Annotated in this window: 16 protein-coding genes; all 16 read right to left on the bottom strand. The window is 45.8% G+C overall.

Going from position 1 to position 14,741, the window contains the following annotated elements; all coding sequences use genetic code 11:
• Positions 1-3 precede the first annotated feature (3 nt).
• Complete coding sequence (locus tag FHS45_RS07755) at positions 4-1,101, bottom strand: NADH-quinone oxidoreductase subunit C (protein WP_062442410.1); 1,098 nt, start codon at positions 1,099-1,101, stop codon at positions 4-6.
• Complete coding sequence (locus FHS45_RS07750; RefSeq protein WP_062442412.1) at positions 1,098-1,616, bottom strand: NuoB/complex I 20 kDa subunit family protein; 519 nt, start codon at positions 1,614-1,616, stop codon at positions 1,098-1,100. Before FHS45_RS07750 ends, FHS45_RS07755 begins: the two co-directional genes overlap by 4 nt.
• A complete protein-coding gene (locus tag FHS45_RS07745; protein ID WP_062442415.1) occupies positions 1,607-1,981 on the bottom strand; it encodes an NADH-quinone oxidoreductase subunit A in 375 nt (124 codons plus the stop codon). The genes FHS45_RS07750 and FHS45_RS07745 overlap by 10 nt, the downstream gene beginning before the upstream one ends.
• A 480-nt stretch (positions 1,982-2,461) precedes the next feature.
• Positions 2,462-2,863 (bottom strand): F0F1 ATP synthase subunit epsilon, encoded by a 402-nt coding sequence (locus FHS45_RS07740; protein ID WP_148350048.1) that lies wholly within the window; start codon positions 2,861-2,863, stop codon positions 2,462-2,464.
• A 97-nt stretch (positions 2,864-2,960) separates the two neighbouring features.
• Positions 2,961-4,373 (bottom strand): F0F1 ATP synthase subunit beta, encoded by a 1,413-nt coding sequence (atpD, locus tag FHS45_RS07735; protein WP_062442418.1) that lies wholly within the window; start codon positions 4,371-4,373, stop codon positions 2,961-2,963.
• Positions 4,374-4,415: 42 nt separating this feature from the next.
• On the bottom strand, positions 4,416-5,279 hold the full coding sequence (locus FHS45_RS07730) for a F0F1 ATP synthase subunit gamma (protein ID WP_062442420.1): 864 nt from the start codon (positions 5,277-5,279) through the stop codon (positions 4,416-4,418).
• Positions 5,280-5,318: 39 nt separating this feature from the next.
• Positions 5,319-6,827 carry a F0F1 ATP synthase subunit alpha gene (atpA, locus tag FHS45_RS07725; RefSeq protein WP_062442423.1) on the bottom strand — a complete coding sequence of 503 codons (1,509 nt, stop codon included), beginning with the start codon at positions 6,825-6,827 and terminating at the stop codon, positions 5,319-5,321.
• A gap of 15 nt (positions 6,828-6,842) precedes the next feature.
• Positions 6,843-7,391 carry a F0F1 ATP synthase subunit delta gene (locus FHS45_RS07720; RefSeq protein WP_062442425.1) on the bottom strand — a complete coding sequence of 183 codons (549 nt, stop codon included), beginning with the start codon at positions 7,389-7,391 and terminating at the stop codon, positions 6,843-6,845.
• Positions 7,388-7,912 carry a F0F1 ATP synthase subunit B gene (atpF, locus tag FHS45_RS07715; RefSeq protein WP_062442428.1) on the bottom strand — a complete coding sequence of 175 codons (525 nt, stop codon included), beginning with the start codon at positions 7,910-7,912 and terminating at the stop codon, positions 7,388-7,390. Before atpF ends, FHS45_RS07720 begins: the two co-directional genes overlap by 4 nt.
• Before the next feature lie 187 nt (positions 7,913-8,099).
• Positions 8,100-8,312: a F0F1 ATP synthase subunit C gene (gene atpE, locus FHS45_RS07710; RefSeq protein WP_062442430.1), complete on the bottom strand. Its 213-nt coding sequence runs from the start codon at positions 8,310-8,312 to the stop codon at positions 8,100-8,102.
• Positions 8,313-8,362: 50 nt separating this feature from the next.
• Positions 8,363-9,085, bottom strand: coding sequence for a F0F1 ATP synthase subunit A (gene atpB / locus FHS45_RS07705; protein ID WP_062442433.1), 723 nt, complete (start codon positions 9,083-9,085; stop codon positions 8,363-8,365).
• Positions 9,086-9,107: 22 nt separating this feature from the next.
• Entirely contained in the window at positions 9,108-9,476 is a 369-nt protein-coding gene (locus FHS45_RS07700) for an ATP synthase subunit I (RefSeq protein WP_062442435.1), read from the bottom strand.
• A gap of 1 nt (position 9,477) precedes the next feature.
• Entirely contained in the window at positions 9,478-9,696 is a 219-nt protein-coding gene (locus tag FHS45_RS07695; RefSeq protein WP_229717845.1) for an AtpZ/AtpI family protein, read from the bottom strand.
• A 252-nt stretch (positions 9,697-9,948) separates the two neighbouring features.
• Positions 9,949-12,126, bottom strand: a complete 2,178-nt coding sequence (locus FHS45_RS07690) for a S8 family serine peptidase (protein ID WP_062442438.1) — start codon at positions 12,124-12,126, stop codon at positions 9,949-9,951.
• A gap of 163 nt (positions 12,127-12,289) precedes the next feature.
• On the bottom strand, positions 12,290-12,922 hold the full coding sequence (upp, locus tag FHS45_RS07685; RefSeq protein WP_062442441.1) for a uracil phosphoribosyltransferase: 633 nt from the start codon (positions 12,920-12,922) through the stop codon (positions 12,290-12,292).
• A 581-nt stretch (positions 12,923-13,503) separates the two neighbouring features.
• Positions 13,504-14,739, bottom strand: coding sequence for a serine hydroxymethyltransferase (locus FHS45_RS07680; protein WP_062442443.1), 1,236 nt, complete (start codon positions 14,737-14,739; stop codon positions 13,504-13,506).
• Between the last annotated feature and the right edge of the window lie 2 nt (positions 14,740-14,741).

Genomic DNA, 14,741 nt, shown 5'->3' with positions numbered 1-14,741 from the left:
TGCCTACACCTCCACATCATGGGGCTCGTAATCTTTTCTCATCGGATAGCCGATCCAATCTTCCCCAAGCAGAATCCGCTTTAAATCCGGGTGGTTGAGGAACTTGATTCCAAATAAATCGTATGCCTCACATTCCGGCCAATTCGCACCCTTCCACAAGCCCGTCACCGACTCGATTTCCGGCTGGTCCCTGTCAATTTTAACTTTGAGGGCAACCGACTGCTTATTACGGAACGAGAAGAGATGTAAGTAAACTTCCATATGAGTTTCAAAATCCGTCCCATGCAATTCAGATAAATAATCAAACCCAAGCTGTTCATTGAATTTGAGAAACTCCGCGATTTTATGATAGGTATCTCTTTTTGCTACAAGTGTCGGTACATGCTTAGATAAACGGTTGATATAGGTCTCTTCAAAAACATCTTCACCAAGGTGCTCCTTAATGACCTTCATGTATTTATCGAGGAGAGGCTGGTTCGGGGACGGCTTCTCTTCTTCGGTTTCCTCTTTTTTGTCGGTATCTGCTTTTTTCTTTGCTCTGGCTGCCGCCGCCTTTGCTTTAGCGGCTGCTACTGCTTTTGCTTTTTCATCGTCTTCGGGTGACTCGCCGCCTGATGCCTCACGTTTTTTCCTGGCATCTGCAGCTGCTTTTGCTTTAGCGGCTGCTTTTGCCTTCTCGTCATCACTACTATCGTCCGAACCTGATTCTTCCTGTTTTCGTTTTTGTTTCGCTAAGGCGGCTGCTTTCGCTTTGGCTGCTGCCGCTGCTTTCTTTTTAGCCAGTTCATCCTCGTTGTCGGATGGCTCCCCTTCTGTATTAGCCGCTTCCGCTTGCTTTCGCTTCTGTTTGGCCAGAGCCGCCGCTTTTGCCTTTGCCGCAGCGGCTGCCTTCTTCTTCGCCAGGTCTTCATCAGTATCTGAATTATCCATTTCCTTGCTGTCTTTACCGAGGGTGTGGGATACTTTTTCCTTGTCTTCGGCTGTTGTATCTTCTTCTCCCTTAGCCGCTTTTTCATCCTCCTTCTTTTTCCTTAATGCTTCCGCCTTGGCTTTTGCCGCTGCGGCGGCTTTCTTCTTTTCCAAGTCTTTTTCATCACTCATCGACTGGTCACCCGCTTTCCGGTTTTGGCTTCATAGCGGATTTTCTCCTGTAATTTGTTGATTCCATAAATAAGCGCAGCTGGGTTGGGAGGACATCCCGGGATATAAACATCGACTGGGACGATTTGGTCGACTCCTTTCACAACTGCATAGGATTTTATATAAGGGCCTCCTGCTGTTGCACAGGATCCCATGGCAATCACATATTTAGGTTCCGGCATCTGATCGTACAAACGGCGTAATACCGGCGCCATTTTTTTCGTAACGGTGCCAGATACTATCATGACATCCGAATGACGTGGAGAGGTTCGGAAAAAGGATCCAAAACGATCCAGGTCATAATGTGAGGACCCGACCCCCATCATTTCAATCGCACAGCAGGCAAGACCGAAAGTCATCGGCCATAAGGAGTTGCTCCTTGCCCAGGCTTTGACTTGTTCTAATGTCGTCAAGAAGACATTTCGTTCCATTTCTGCTTTTTCTTGAGGGGAAACATTCTCTAAATTTAAATCCATCGTAGCACCTTCTTTTTCCAAGCATAGATGAGGCCAATCAAAAGCATGACGACAAAAATAAGCATTTCAATCAATGCGAAGACGCCCAGCTCCTCATAGGCAACGGCCCACGGGTATAAGAAAATGGTCTCCACATCAAATATGACGAACATCAAAGCGAAGATATAATAGCGGGCGTTGAACTGGACACGTGCATCCTGAAATGGGTCAATCCCACTTTCATACGTCGTCCGTTTCTGTTCCGTCGGCTTATTAGGACGGAGCAGCCTTCCTAGTGATAAAGCCACAATCGGAAGCAAAATACCAAGCGCTAAAAAGATAACTACCACTAAATAACTGTTCTGATATGTAAATAGATCCGCCATTTCCCCTCCTCCTTCTAAAGAAAATTTTAGAAGATTAGCAATTTTGTAATCGCTATCATTATAGCAAATCCTGTATATAGTGTCGATATGACCCGAGTGATATATCCAGAATTTACTACCATTCGTTTTCTTCCCATCTTTACTTTAAATCAAATACTATTTTCGTGCGATGACAAACGTGGTTGCCGGCAAAGGTTTTTTCGATTATAATGTTTGTTTAAGTTTTATGAGTTGTCCTGGTAAATCATGAATTATTCTTTTGTTATAAAACAAGCAAAGCTTGATGCTCTCTCCAAATAAATATGGCTCCCCACCTGTATGTGCTACAGTTGGAGAGCCAATTGCTTTTACCATAATTAAAAATTCTATTAAATTTGCTGGATTGTCACAAAAAAGATAAGTAGTTTACAAATGCGATTTACTGCGAATTATCCTGGACAAAGGAAAAACTGCTTTCCAATTGGAAAGCAGTTTTTATTATTAGTTATTTTGATATACCTCTAAACGGTTGATCGCACGTCTTAGTGCCATCTCAGCCCGTTTGAAATCAACATCTTCCTGCTTCGTTTGCAGACGGCGCTCAGCACGCTCCTTCGCCTTCCGTGCACGTTCTACATCAATCTCAGAAGGCATTTCTGCCGATTGAGCCAGAATCGTCACTTTGTCCGGACGAACCTCTAAAAAGCCGCCGTTGACAGCGATACGCTCGGAGCTGCCTTCTTTTTTCAGACGGACGGCACTGATCGTCAAAGGAGCGACCATAGGGATATGCCCAGGGAGCACCCCGAGTTCACCGCTTTCCGCCTTACAGCTCACCATTTCAAATGCATCTTCCAAAACCGGGCCATCAGGAGTGACAACACTCACCGTTAGTGTCTTCATGATTACCCCTCCTTGGGCTTGACTCGACCTATAGGGATGGGCTGGCAAAGGGGGATACGTACCCCATCGCCTGCCATTCCTTCAGGTAAGAAAATTCTTATTGCATCTGTTTCGCTTTTTCAACGACATCTTCGATACGTCCGACTAGGCGGAAAGCATCCTCTGGAAGGTCATCGTACTTGCCATCGAGGATTTCTCTGAAGCCTTTGACCGTCTCCTGAACAGGTACATACGAACCTTTTTGGCCTGTAAACTGTTCGGCAACGTGGAAATTCTGGGATAAGAAGAACTGGATACGACGAGCACGAGAAACCGTTTGCTTGTCTTCATCAGATAGTTCATCCATACCAAGAATCGCAATAATATCCTGAAGTTCTTTATAACGCTGTAGTGTACGCTGCACTTCACGAGCTACCTCATAGTGTTCCTGACCAACAATTTCAGGGTCAAGTGCACGGGAAGTAGATGCAAGTGGATCCACTGCAGGGTAAATACCTTGCTCAGAAAGTTTACGCTCCAGGTTAGTAGTCGCATCCAAGTGGGCGAATGTCGTTGCTGGTGCCGGGTCTGTGTAGTCATCGGCAGGGACATAAATCGCCTGAATGGATGTTACGGAACCTTTATCTGTAGATGTAATACGTTCCTGCAATTGACCCATTTCCGTCGCAAGTGTCGGCTGATAACCAACGGCAGATGGCATACGGCCAAGCAAAGCGGATACTTCCAGACCACCCTGGGTGAAACGGAAAATGTTATCGATGAAGAACAATACGTCCTGTCCTTGTTCATCACGGAAGTATTCAGCCATCGTAAGACCTGTCAGCGCCACACGCATACGTGCTCCAGGCGGTTCGTTCATCTGACCGAATACCATCGCTGTACGGGAAATAACTCCAGAGTCCTTCATTTCAAAGTACAAGTCATTTCCTTCACGAGTACGCTCACCAACACCGGCAAATACGGAAATACCACCGTGCTCCTGGGCGATGTTGTTGATCAATTCCTGGATCAGTACGGTTTTACCTACACCCGCACCACCAAACAAACCGATCTTACCACCTTTTACGTATGGTGCCAGCAAGTCTACGACTTTGATTCCTGTTTCCAGGATTTCCGTTTCTGTTGCCAGGTTTTCGAATTTTGGAGCCTGACGGTGGATTGGATCGCGGCGAACGTCCGCTCCTAATGGCTCATCAAGGTCGATATTTTCACCTAATACGTTGAATACACGTCCAAGTGTTACTTCACCGACCGGCACAGAAATCGGGCCGCCTTTATCATTGACTTCCATTCCGCGCTGCACACCTTCAGTAGATGCCATGGCAACGGTACGGACTGCGTTGTCCCCTAAGTGAAGGGCAACTTCCAATGTAAGGTCGACGTTTACTTCATTTTCGTTTTGCGCGGGTGAATACACGTGCAAAGCGTTATTGATATCAGGGAGTTGTCCGTCTTCGAAAGAAACATCGACAACCGGTCCCATGACTTGGATTACGCGTCCTTTACTCATCGATTTCCCTCCTAACTAACTATTCGAAGTCCAGGAAGCTTACTACTCGAGAGCAGCTGCTCCACCGACAATTTCGGTGATTTCCTGGGTGATGGCTGCTTGACGGGCCCGGTTGTATTTAAGTGACAGGTCACCGATAAGATCATCGGCATTATCTGTTGCACTCTTCATAGCAGTCATACGGGCTGCATGTTCACTGGCTTTACCGTCGAGCAAAGCACCATAAATCAAGCTTTCAGCATATTGAGGCAGCAATACTTCCAGAATTTCTTCCTGGTTCGGCTCATATTCATAGGAGCTTGTCGTTGCTTTGACCCCTTCGCTCAAATCTGTCAACGGCAGAAGCTTTTTCTCAGTCACTTCCTGAGTAATAGCACTGACGTAGTGGTTGTAATATAGATAAAGCTCATCGATCACTTCATCGGTGAATAGCTGCACAGTTTCCGATGCGATATCTTTGATATCCGCGAAGTCAGGCTGATCTGCGATTGCAACAATCTCTTTATCGATCGGCATGTTTCGCTTCCGGAAAAAGTCACGTCCCATTTTCCCGATGGTGATAAGTGTATATTCATCCGCTGAATTGTGGCGTTTTTGGATCGTTTGATAAACAGCGCGAAGAACACTGCTGTTATATGCTCCTGCCAGTCCGCGATCGGAAGTGATGACGACATATCCAGTACGTTTTACGTCGCGTGACTTGAGCATCGGGTGGTCAGCGTCACCGCCGCCAGTGGCGATACTTGCCACGACTTCCTGGATCTTTTCGCTATATGGTACGAATGCTTTGGCATTTTCTTCTGCGCGATTCAATTTCGCAGCAGAAACCATTTCCATCGCCTTCGTAATTTGTTTCGTTTTTTTTGTGGAATCTATCCGGCCTTTAATATCTCTAAGGGATGCCACTCTATTTCACCACCCTTTCTAACAAAGGTTGCGTTCCAATTATTCAGATACGACGAACGTCTTTTTGAACGCTTCGACCGCTTCTTTCATATCATCTTCATCAGCAAGCTTTCCGGTTTCACGGATTTGCTTAAGAAGCTCTTTGCGGTTGCTCTCTGTCCAGTTGTGGAACTCTTCTTCAAAACGTGTAATGTCCTCAACCGGGATATCATCTAAGAACCCTTTGATCAATGCGAAGATGATCATAACCTGCTTCTCTACAGCGAGCGGCTTATGAAGACCCTGCTTTAATACTTCTACCGTACGGGCACCACGGTTCAGCTTAGCCTGGGTAGCTTTATCCAGGTCAGAACCGAACTGAGCGAATGCTTCCAGTTCACGGTAGGATGCCAGGTCAAGACGCAGTGTACCTGCAACCTTCTTCATCGCTTTGATTTGAGCAGAACCACCAACACGTGATACAGAAAGACCTGCGTTAATCGCCGGACGTACACCGGAGAAGAACAAATCAGACTGCAAGAAGATCTGTCCATCTGTGATGGAGATTACGTTGGTCGGGATATAAGCGGAAATGTCCCCGGCTTGTGTTTCTACGAAAGGAAGGGCCGTTAAAGAGCCTCCACCTTTTGCATCACTAAGTTTCGCTGCACGTTCTAACAGGCGGGAGTGAAGGTAGAATACATCACCCGGGAATGCTTCACGACCTGGCGGGCGGCGCAGCAATAGGGAAAGTTCACGATAGGCAGCAGCCTGTTTGGATAGGTCATCATAAACCACCAATACGTGCTTGCCATTGTGCATGAATTCTTCACCCATAGACACCCCTGCATATGGTGCTAAGTATAGAAGTGGAGCCGGCTGGGAGGCACTTGCTGTTACAACGATTGTGTAATCCAAGGCACCATAGCGGCGTAGTGTTTCTACTGTTCCACGAACGGTAGATTCTTTCTGACCGATCGCGACATAGATACAAATCATGTCCTGGTCAGCCTGGTTCAAAATTGTATCGATGGCAACTGTGGTCTTACCAGTTTGACGGTCACCGATGATCAACTCACGCTGTCCACGACCAATAGGTACTAGTGCGTCAATCGCTTTAATACCAGTTTGAAGCGGTTCATCGACCGATTTACGATCCATAACCCCTGGGGCAGGTGATTCAATCGGACGTGTTTTTGATGTTTCAATCGCTCCTCTGCCGTCTACCGGCTGACCGAGCGGGTTTACAACACGGCCCAGCAGTTCTTCCCCTACAGGTACTTGCATGATGCGGCCGGTACGACGAACTTCGTCGCCCTCTTTAATATCTGTGAATGGTCCCAAAATGACAAGACCGACGTTGTTTTCTTCCAGGTTCTGGGCAAGGCCCATCACACCATTCGAAAATTCAACCAACTCACCGGACATGACGTTGTCAAGTCCATGAGCACGTGCGATACCATCACCGACTTCGATGACCGTACCTATATCGTTGACTTCAATATCAGACTCATAGTTCTCAATTTGCTGTTTTATCAGTGAACTGATTTCTTCAGCTTTGATGCTCATGCCATTTCACCCCTATCATCTATTGTTTCCAGATACCAATTTCCGTTCGATTCGCTCGAGTTTTCCACTGATAGAACCATCATAGATACGGTTTCCAATGCGGATTTTGATACCGCCGAGGATAGAACGATCGATGATGTTCGTAATTTTCAGGGTGTTCTTTCCAATCTTCTTGGCAAAAACATTTGAAATCTGGAGCTTCTCATCTTCGGACAGTTCTCGAACAGAATATACCTTTGCTTCCGCAATTCCTTTAGCATCATTCACCTTTTCGATAAAATGATCGATCAGATCAGGAATAATGTCTTCACGATGTCGATCCAGCAATAACATCAGCGTATTCAGCACTTCAGAGGAATAACCTGCAAAGCCGGTCGCGATGGTTTGCTTTTTCTTATCGATGGAGACGCGTGGATGCTTCAGGAATGTCAGCAGTTCTTTATTCGTAACCCAGACCGCGCGGATGTTGCGCAGTTCTTCTTCGAATTGTTCCAGCTTGTTTCTTTCTTTACCGAGTTGAAAAAGAGCATTGGCATAGCGTCTTGATACCACAGATTCACTCATCGCTCTTCTCCTACTTCTTTGATGTAGTCATTGATCAATTGCTGTTGATCCTGCTCAGACAATTCTTTTTCGATGACTTTGCTGGCAACCAGTACAGACAAGGAAGCCACCTGGTCTTTCAAAGTCTGAACTGCTTTTTCTTTTTCCTGCTCAATTTCCTGGCGAGCAGAAAGTTTCAGGCGCTCTGCTTCGGTACGTGCTGATTCCATGATCGCACGTTCCTGTTCTCCAGCAGTTTTCTTGGCTTCATCAATAATCGCTTGTGCTTCTTGTCTCGTCTTTTTCAACTCTTCGGAAGCTTCACGCTGCATGCGTGCGGCTTCTTCCCGACTTTTTTCAGCTGTATCTATTTCATTGGCGATATGTTCTTCACGTTCTTTCATGATGTTCATGAGCGGTCCCCAGGCGAACTTAGCAAGGAGTGCCAAAAGAACAAGGAAGAAGAACAATTGAGCCAACATATCTCCTACCATGAGGCCGCCTTCAGCGCCGACCATCAACCAACCAGTATATGCTTGCACAGTGTCCACTCCTTTCCACAACGTTACCGTAATAGGCTCTACATGAGAAAAACCCGGCTATGGCAAGTGCCATCAGTCGAATTCTCTTAATTTGAACATGTACAAATTCCCTATCAAACCGTTACAAAGTACAAAGCAATGGCGAAGACCTGCTTAGATGCCCTTCGCCATCACTGAAACTGCTATATTATCCACCCATTACGATAAATGCGATAACAACCGCGATGATCGGAATCGCCTCAACCAACGCTACCCCGATAAACATTGTAGTTTGAAGACCGCCGCGCAATTCTGGCTGACGCGCAATCCCTTCAACTGTACGACTTACAATCAAACCGTTACCAATACCAGCACCAAGTGCCGCCAAACCTACTGCGATTGCAGCTGCTAATAGACCCATAATGAAAATCCTCCTCTTATTTGTAAAAAAATTATTTTTAAAAACTTATATTAATGGTCGGTGCTAACTTTGTGAGATAGATAGACCATTGTCAACATGGTGAAAATAAATGCCTGGATAAACCCAATGAATGTACTGAAACCTTGCCATGCAAGCATCGGGATAGCTGCTCCGAAGAATCCTCCGAAGCCGGAAACTGCAGTTGCTGCTAACATCGTTAACAGTACCTCACCTGCAAAAATGTTACCGTAAAGTCGCAAACCGAGAGTCAACGTGTTGGCAAACTCTTCAATGATTTTAAATGGAAGTAAAAATGGCAATGGACGGACAAATTGCTTTCCGTACTCTTTCACTCCATTCAGTTTAATACCATAATAATGGCTCAATACGACAACCATAGTCGCTAAAGTCAAGGTAATGCCGGCATCTGATGTCGGTGATTTCCACCATAAATCATTTCCGACGACTACCATCAAAATGACTCCGAGCATGTTCGCTACAAATATGTAGGTGAAAAGCGTCAGTCCAAGCGGCAAAAACCGTTTACCGGTACGCCAATCCATGTTCGAGCCAATAATACCTTTGACGAAGTCAATCAACCACTCAATGAAGTTCTGATACCCCGTAGGCTTTCGCTGCATATTGCGTGTTGCTGCTACACCGATGATGAAAACAATCAACGATGCAATAAACATCATCAACACGTTGGATAAGTTAAAATCCAGCCACGAAATCCCAAAAGCATCATTCCAAATCGGTGCTCCGTGATCCAACCTGTTCACCTCTCTTCTAATGCTAGTCTCTGGTTCTAAAAAATAAAAAATCTATCATAATGACAACGTAGGCTGTCATTAAACCCAATACAACTGCATGCAAATGGAAATATTCTTCAAACTGAAGAGCGATCAATACAGCCAGTGCCCCAGCCATTAATCGCGAAAAAGAGCCAATCCCCTTCACTGATTTAAGCTGGGCGGTAGCTTCGCCAAACTTGTCCACTTTCCGCTGCATCAACCAGAGATTGTAAAAACTGAGTGAACCTCCAAGAAGAAGGCCGAGGAATATACTGGTATAAGGGGTCAATCCCCAACCCAGTACAAATAATGCCAGAAGATAGAACATCCATTTCCGTTGACGGGTGATCATTTGCTGATACGATTCCATGCTATTCGTCTCCCGTATATTCTCGTACTAAATGAATCGTTCCGTATGTACCTGCTCCTACCCCTAAAAATATACCGAGGATAAGAAAGAGTGGTTGAACAGCAAACTGTTCATCGAGCCACTTTCCGAGGAATGCTCCAGCAAGTGGTCCGCCAGCCAACTGCGATACGATTGCACTCGTCAGCGCCATCGCTCGTAATGGATTTTTCGGTACCTTCAAACCCAACGCTCCCATCATAATTAAGGGATGGAAAACACAGTAGAATACAGTTGTGAAAACCTTATCATTCCACACTAAGTAAGCATACAATAGGGGTTTTGGGATGTCAATGCGTTTGTGAGCAAAAATACATAAGAATTGACAATTTTCAACAGGAAATCTTCTTCCTGAAAAATGCCCTTTTAACATTATATAAGATTTTTGAAATTTGAAAAGAGACATCATAAAAAAAAGGACCTGTAAAGCCCTTTTTTAATGGAAATTATTGATTTCCACAGGAATGCCGTAGCTATAATGGTTATCTTCGTTCTCCACTGTGATAACAGCAATATAGCTGCCATCTTTGCCGATTTCATGGCTGGAAAGCTCCCCTTCTATGACTCCTTTCTGCTGATCCGACAGCTCGAACAGCGTCCGTTCATGCATGAGCGAATCAGGGTTATACAGGTCCACCTTCACATTGTCAGCGTCTTCCGGCAAGTAAAATTGGTAGTCATAAGTGGAAGAATCAAAGTCTGACACTGCTATTTCAAAGCCCATGGCGCGTGGGTAATCGCTGGTTTCGAGCATGAATAAATAAGGTAGATCAAACGTTTGATCAGGCACAGCCATGCGGATCCAGCCTTGATGGAGACCTTTATCAAGGAAAACAGACGTCACATTCAGTCCAATTTCGATGCTTTTCGACTGGTCAGGCTCCAGTGTAAAGGCTTTTGGAAGATCCCAAATCAAGCCATGTTTTTTCTTCGGAAGTGAAAAATGAACTTTTTGTGAACTTTTGCTGGTGTTCTTAATCTGGACCCTGATTTTCTTTTTTGGATAGCTGCTATTGAAGCGTCCGAAGTTCAATTGGGAAGGATCAATTTGCAGTTTAGGCTGTACTGCTGACGGAACATTCACCTTCCCCATCCCCTGTTCCGTGGGAGCAAGCAGCTTCCCTTCTTTGTTTTTTAATGGGGTTGCTGTTGATAGTAAAGCTGTTTTAATATCTTTCGGCTGCCAATCTGGATGTGCTTCTTTGATTAAAGCTGCCACCCCCGCAATATGTGGCGCTGCCATACTTGTACCCTGAAGCTTCTGATAACCGCCGGGAATTGTGCTGTTGATGGATACTCCAGGAGCCAGAATATCCGGCTTAATCGACCAGTTGGCCGTAACAGGACCCCGGGAGCTGAAAGGCGCCAACGAATCGACGATATCCACATACTCTGTGTCCACCCAACCTGTTTTTGAGGAATCACTCTGCTGCTTCAGCCATTCGCCATCTTCTTCAGACACAGCTACTACAGGTATGTTAATCGAGCCATCATCAATCGCCCCCTGGAACTCTCCCGCTTCATTATTATATACAATCAATGCAATTGCCCCGCTTTTCTCAGCTAACTCAGCTTTTTCTGTAAATGGGACTATTCCACGCTTCATGACGACAATTTTGCCTTGGGCATTATCGATTGGCTCATCCCCAACCCCGCCATATACAAGTTGATATCGTTTGTCCAGCTTCCAATCGGTTGATCCCATCATCGGGATAAGTGGAATCTCTTTTTTCGCAAAACGATCAATCAGTACGGGTATCTTCAAAGGCGGTGTCGATGCCCCGACCGTAATAGCCTTCGAAGCTGTAGCTGGTGAGCCGACTGTCCAATCATCCGGACCTGTATTGCCGGCTGCTACGACCACAGTTGTTCCAAGTTCAACCGCTTTATCCACTGCGACACTTGTCGGCCAGTCTGGTCCGTTGACGTCATTTCCAAGCGAAAGGTTGATGATGTCCATATTATCTTTTACCGCTTCCTCCATAGCAGCAATGACATGAACGGAAGTTCCGAAACCTCCGGGACCGAGCGCTCTATATCCGTATAGCTCCACATCCGGTGCGATTCCTTTCATCCTGCCATTAGCCCCGATCACGCCGGCGACATGAGTACCGTGAATGGTCGGGTTTTCTTCTATACTCTCCATCGGATCGTCATCGAAATCAAAAACGTCGAAGCCACCTTTATAATTGGCAGCAAGATCAGGGTGTGTATAATCAAGGCCAGTATCAATGACTCCGACCTTCACTCCTTTTCCTGTAAAAGGTATTGTTCGTTTTTCACGGTTTTCTTGCAGCAAAAATGGTACCGACTCATTCAAGTTTTCATCCATCGTTCGATAAGTCTGTACCGGATGCTGGTTCACAATCGCTTCTATTTTGCTCAATTTGGATAGGTGAGCAGGCTTTCCTTTCACTGCTATCCCATTAAAGACTGTGTCATATACAGCCATCACTTCCAGGCGAGGAAGCATTCGCTCGATATCTCTTTTGACAAAATGAGGATCACCATCGACCTCAATGATTCTCGTGACTTCCTCTTTATCCTCTGGTTGTTCAAATCCGGGTAATATGGTAAGTGTTACGCAGAAGAGTAACAGGTACAGAAATCGCAATGTAGTCTAGCCCCTTTCGTTGCTTCTATTATTTGAAAAAACGGGCAGGCTATACTTTGCGAGAAGTTAAATTTGCGACTTTCTTTTATTTTTCCAGTCGTGGCTTTTCACCTGCAAAAAAAGAGCTCTGCTTATCAAAGAGAAAGCAGAGCTCTAAGTAATTTTATTTGGTTCCGAACAAGCGGTCGCCGGCATCACCGAGACCTGGAACAATGTAGCCTTTTTCGTTCAACTTTTCGTCAAGGGCGGCAAGATAGATATCTACATCCGGGTGCTCTTTCTGTACAGCTTCGACACCTTCAGGAGCAGCAACGATACACATCAGGCGAATCTGGCGTGCGCCGCGTTTCTTCAAGGACTCTATAGCCGCATTCGCAGAACCACCTGTTGCGAGCATCGGGTCGAGAACGATCAGTTCACGCTCTTCAATATCGCTTGGGAGTTTCACATAGTATTCAACAGGCTGGAGTGTTTCTGGATCCCGGTACAACCCGACGTGTCCTACTTTAGCAGCCGGAATAAGCTGGAGCATTCCGTCCACCATGCCAAGCCCTGCACGTAAAATCGGTACGAGTCCGATTTTCTTTCCGCTCAAAGCTTTCGCCTTCGCTCCGTCCACTACTGGTGTATCGATTTCCACTTCTTCGAGGGGCAGGTCACGTGTAATTTCAAAAGCCATCAAGGCAGCCACTTCATCTACCAATTCACGGAAGTCTTTCGTACCTGTGCTCTTTTTCCGTATGTATGTCAACTTATGCTGGATTAACGGGTGATCCAATACGTACACTTTTCCCATTGCCGATCCACTCCTTATTAAATAGTAGTTTTCCAAAATCCCTTAAATTTTGCATCCTTCAAATTGTACATAATAATATGCATTCCTGCAAGGCACATCAACAAGGAAAATATCCCCTTATCCAACACAACGGATGGAAAGTCGAAGACTTGATTTTCGAAATATCAGGGGTTCTTTACCATAATAGCGTCAGGGCTGGATGGGAAACTACTCGCTTTCCAGCTCCATCGCCTAGACACTCGCGATATAAGCAGTCCATCAACGGGAAGAAAAATCACTTCCCTTTTGCTGTTCTGCTTATGCGTGTCGTGTCTCCCAAGGCGATTACGCATTCATTTCTTTCCTGCGGGGGAACCGGCAAGCCTCCTCAGTCGTTTTCACTCCTTGTGGGGTCTCACCTGGCCCCTTCTCCCGCGGGAGTATAGTACATGGTGAGATCCCGCAGGGCTTTATCCCGAGGAAGCTCACCGTACGCCCATGGAAAGCGAGTGATTTCCCGGACCTCCAGAGGCACTCAACCGTAACGGAAACATCATAAGAAAGTCCCGCTGCCGATAAACGGAGCGGGACTTGGTTCTACCTTATTGATAAAGCGGGAATTGATTCGTCAAACGAAGCACACGGTCTTCTGCTTCTTTCAGCTTCGCTTCATCTTCATGGTTTTTCAATGTGAAAGCGATGATTTCTGCAATTTCGTCCATTTCTTTTTCACCAAAGCCACGGGAAGTGACAGCGGCTGTACCAATACGGACACCGCTAGTTACAAACGGACTTTCCGGATCGAATGGAATGGTATTTTTATTGGTTGTGACACCAATATCATCCAGTGCTTTTTCCGCCACTTTACCTGTCAAATTCAATGGGCGTACATCTAATAGAAGCAAGTGGTTGTCCGTACCGCCAGATACGATGCGGATACCATGCTTTTGTAACGACTCGCCAAGGCGCTTGGCATTTTTAACCACCTGGTCAGAGTACGCTTTGAAATCTTCCTGCAGTGCTTCATAGAATGAAACAGCTTTCGCAGCTATAACGTGCATCAGTGGACCACCCTGCATACCTGGGAAAACGGTCTTGTCAATTTTCTTAGCGAATTCTTCTTTGCAAAGAATCATACCGCCACGAGGCCCGCGCAATGTCTTATGCGTGGTTGTTGTAACAAAATGAGCATGAGGAACAGGGTTCGGATGGTGACCGGTAGCTACTAAACCAGCGATATGAGCCATATCAACAAGCAAATAGGCATCTACCTCATCAGCAATCTCACGGAATTTAGCAAAATCAATCTTGCGGGAATACGCACTTGCGCCAGCAACGATCAATTTGGGCTTCAATTCCTTCGCGCGTTCCAGGACAGCATCATAATCGATTTGTTCTGTCTCTTTATCGACACCATAATCTTCGAAATTGTAAAGCTTGCCACTAAAGTTGACAGAGCTTCCGTGTGTCAAGTGACCACCATGATTCAGGTTCATACCAAGTACAGTGTCGCCAGGTTCAAGAATAGTAAAATAGACTGCCATGTTCGCCTGCGCGCCGGAATGTGCCTGCACGTTGACATGGTCAGCTCCAAACAATTTTTTCGCACGGTCACGAGCAAGATTCTCGACAACATCTACATGTTCACAGCCACCATAATAGCGGCGGCCAGGATAACCTTCCGCATATTTATTGGTCAGAGCGGATCCCATCGCTTCCATGACTGCTTCAGAAACGAAGTTCTCCGATGCGATCAGTTCAATTTTCTCCTGCTGGCGCTTTTTTTCTGCTTCCATTGCCTCAAATACTTCTAAATCCCTTTGTTTGACTTGTTGCATGT

The sequence above is a fragment of the Thalassobacillus devorans genome, assembly GCF_011761345.1.
Lineage (GTDB): Bacteria > Bacillota > Bacilli > Bacillales > Halobacillaceae > Thalassobacillus > Thalassobacillus devorans.
This window is presented reverse-complemented; position numbering and strand designations above follow the sequence as displayed.

Excerpts from the sequence above, each read along its gene's own strand:
- FHS45_RS07680 (WP_062442443.1), bottom strand. The coding sequence starts at position 14,739 with ATGCAACAAGTCAAACAAAGGGATTTAGAAGTATTTGAGGCAATGGAA.
- FHS45_RS07750 (WP_062442412.1), bottom strand. The coding sequence starts at position 1,616 with ATGGATTTAAATTTAGAGAATGTTTCCCCTCAAGAAAAAGCAGAAATG.
- FHS45_RS07720 (WP_062442425.1), bottom strand. The coding sequence starts at position 7,391 with ATGAGTGAATCTGTGGTATCAAGACGCTATGCCAATGCTCTTTTTCAA.
- FHS45_RS07740 (WP_148350048.1), bottom strand. The coding sequence starts at position 2,863 with ATGAAGACACTAACGGTGAGTGTTGTCACTCCTGATGGCCCGGTTTTG.
- upp (WP_062442441.1), bottom strand. The coding sequence starts at position 12,922 with ATGGGAAAAGTGTACGTATTGGATCACCCGTTAATCCAGCATAAGTTG.
- FHS45_RS07700 (WP_062442435.1), bottom strand. The coding sequence starts at position 9,476 with ATGGAATCGTATCAGCAAATGATCACCCGTCAACGGAAATGGATGTTC.
- FHS45_RS07755 (WP_062442410.1), bottom strand. The coding sequence starts at position 1,101 with ATGAGTGATGAAAAAGACTTGGAAAAGAAGAAAGCCGCCGCAGCGGCA.
- atpA (WP_062442423.1), bottom strand. The coding sequence starts at position 6,827 with ATGAGCATCAAAGCTGAAGAAATCAGTTCACTGATAAAACAGCAAATT.
- atpD (WP_062442418.1), bottom strand. The coding sequence starts at position 4,373 with ATGAGTAAAGGACGCGTAATCCAAGTCATGGGACCGGTTGTCGATGTT.
- atpE (WP_062442430.1), bottom strand. The coding sequence starts at position 8,312 with ATGGGTCTATTAGCAGCTGCAATCGCAGTAGGTTTGGCGGCACTTGGT.
- FHS45_RS07745 (WP_062442415.1), bottom strand. The coding sequence starts at position 1,981 with ATGGCGGATCTATTTACATATCAGAACAGTTATTTAGTGGTAGTTATC.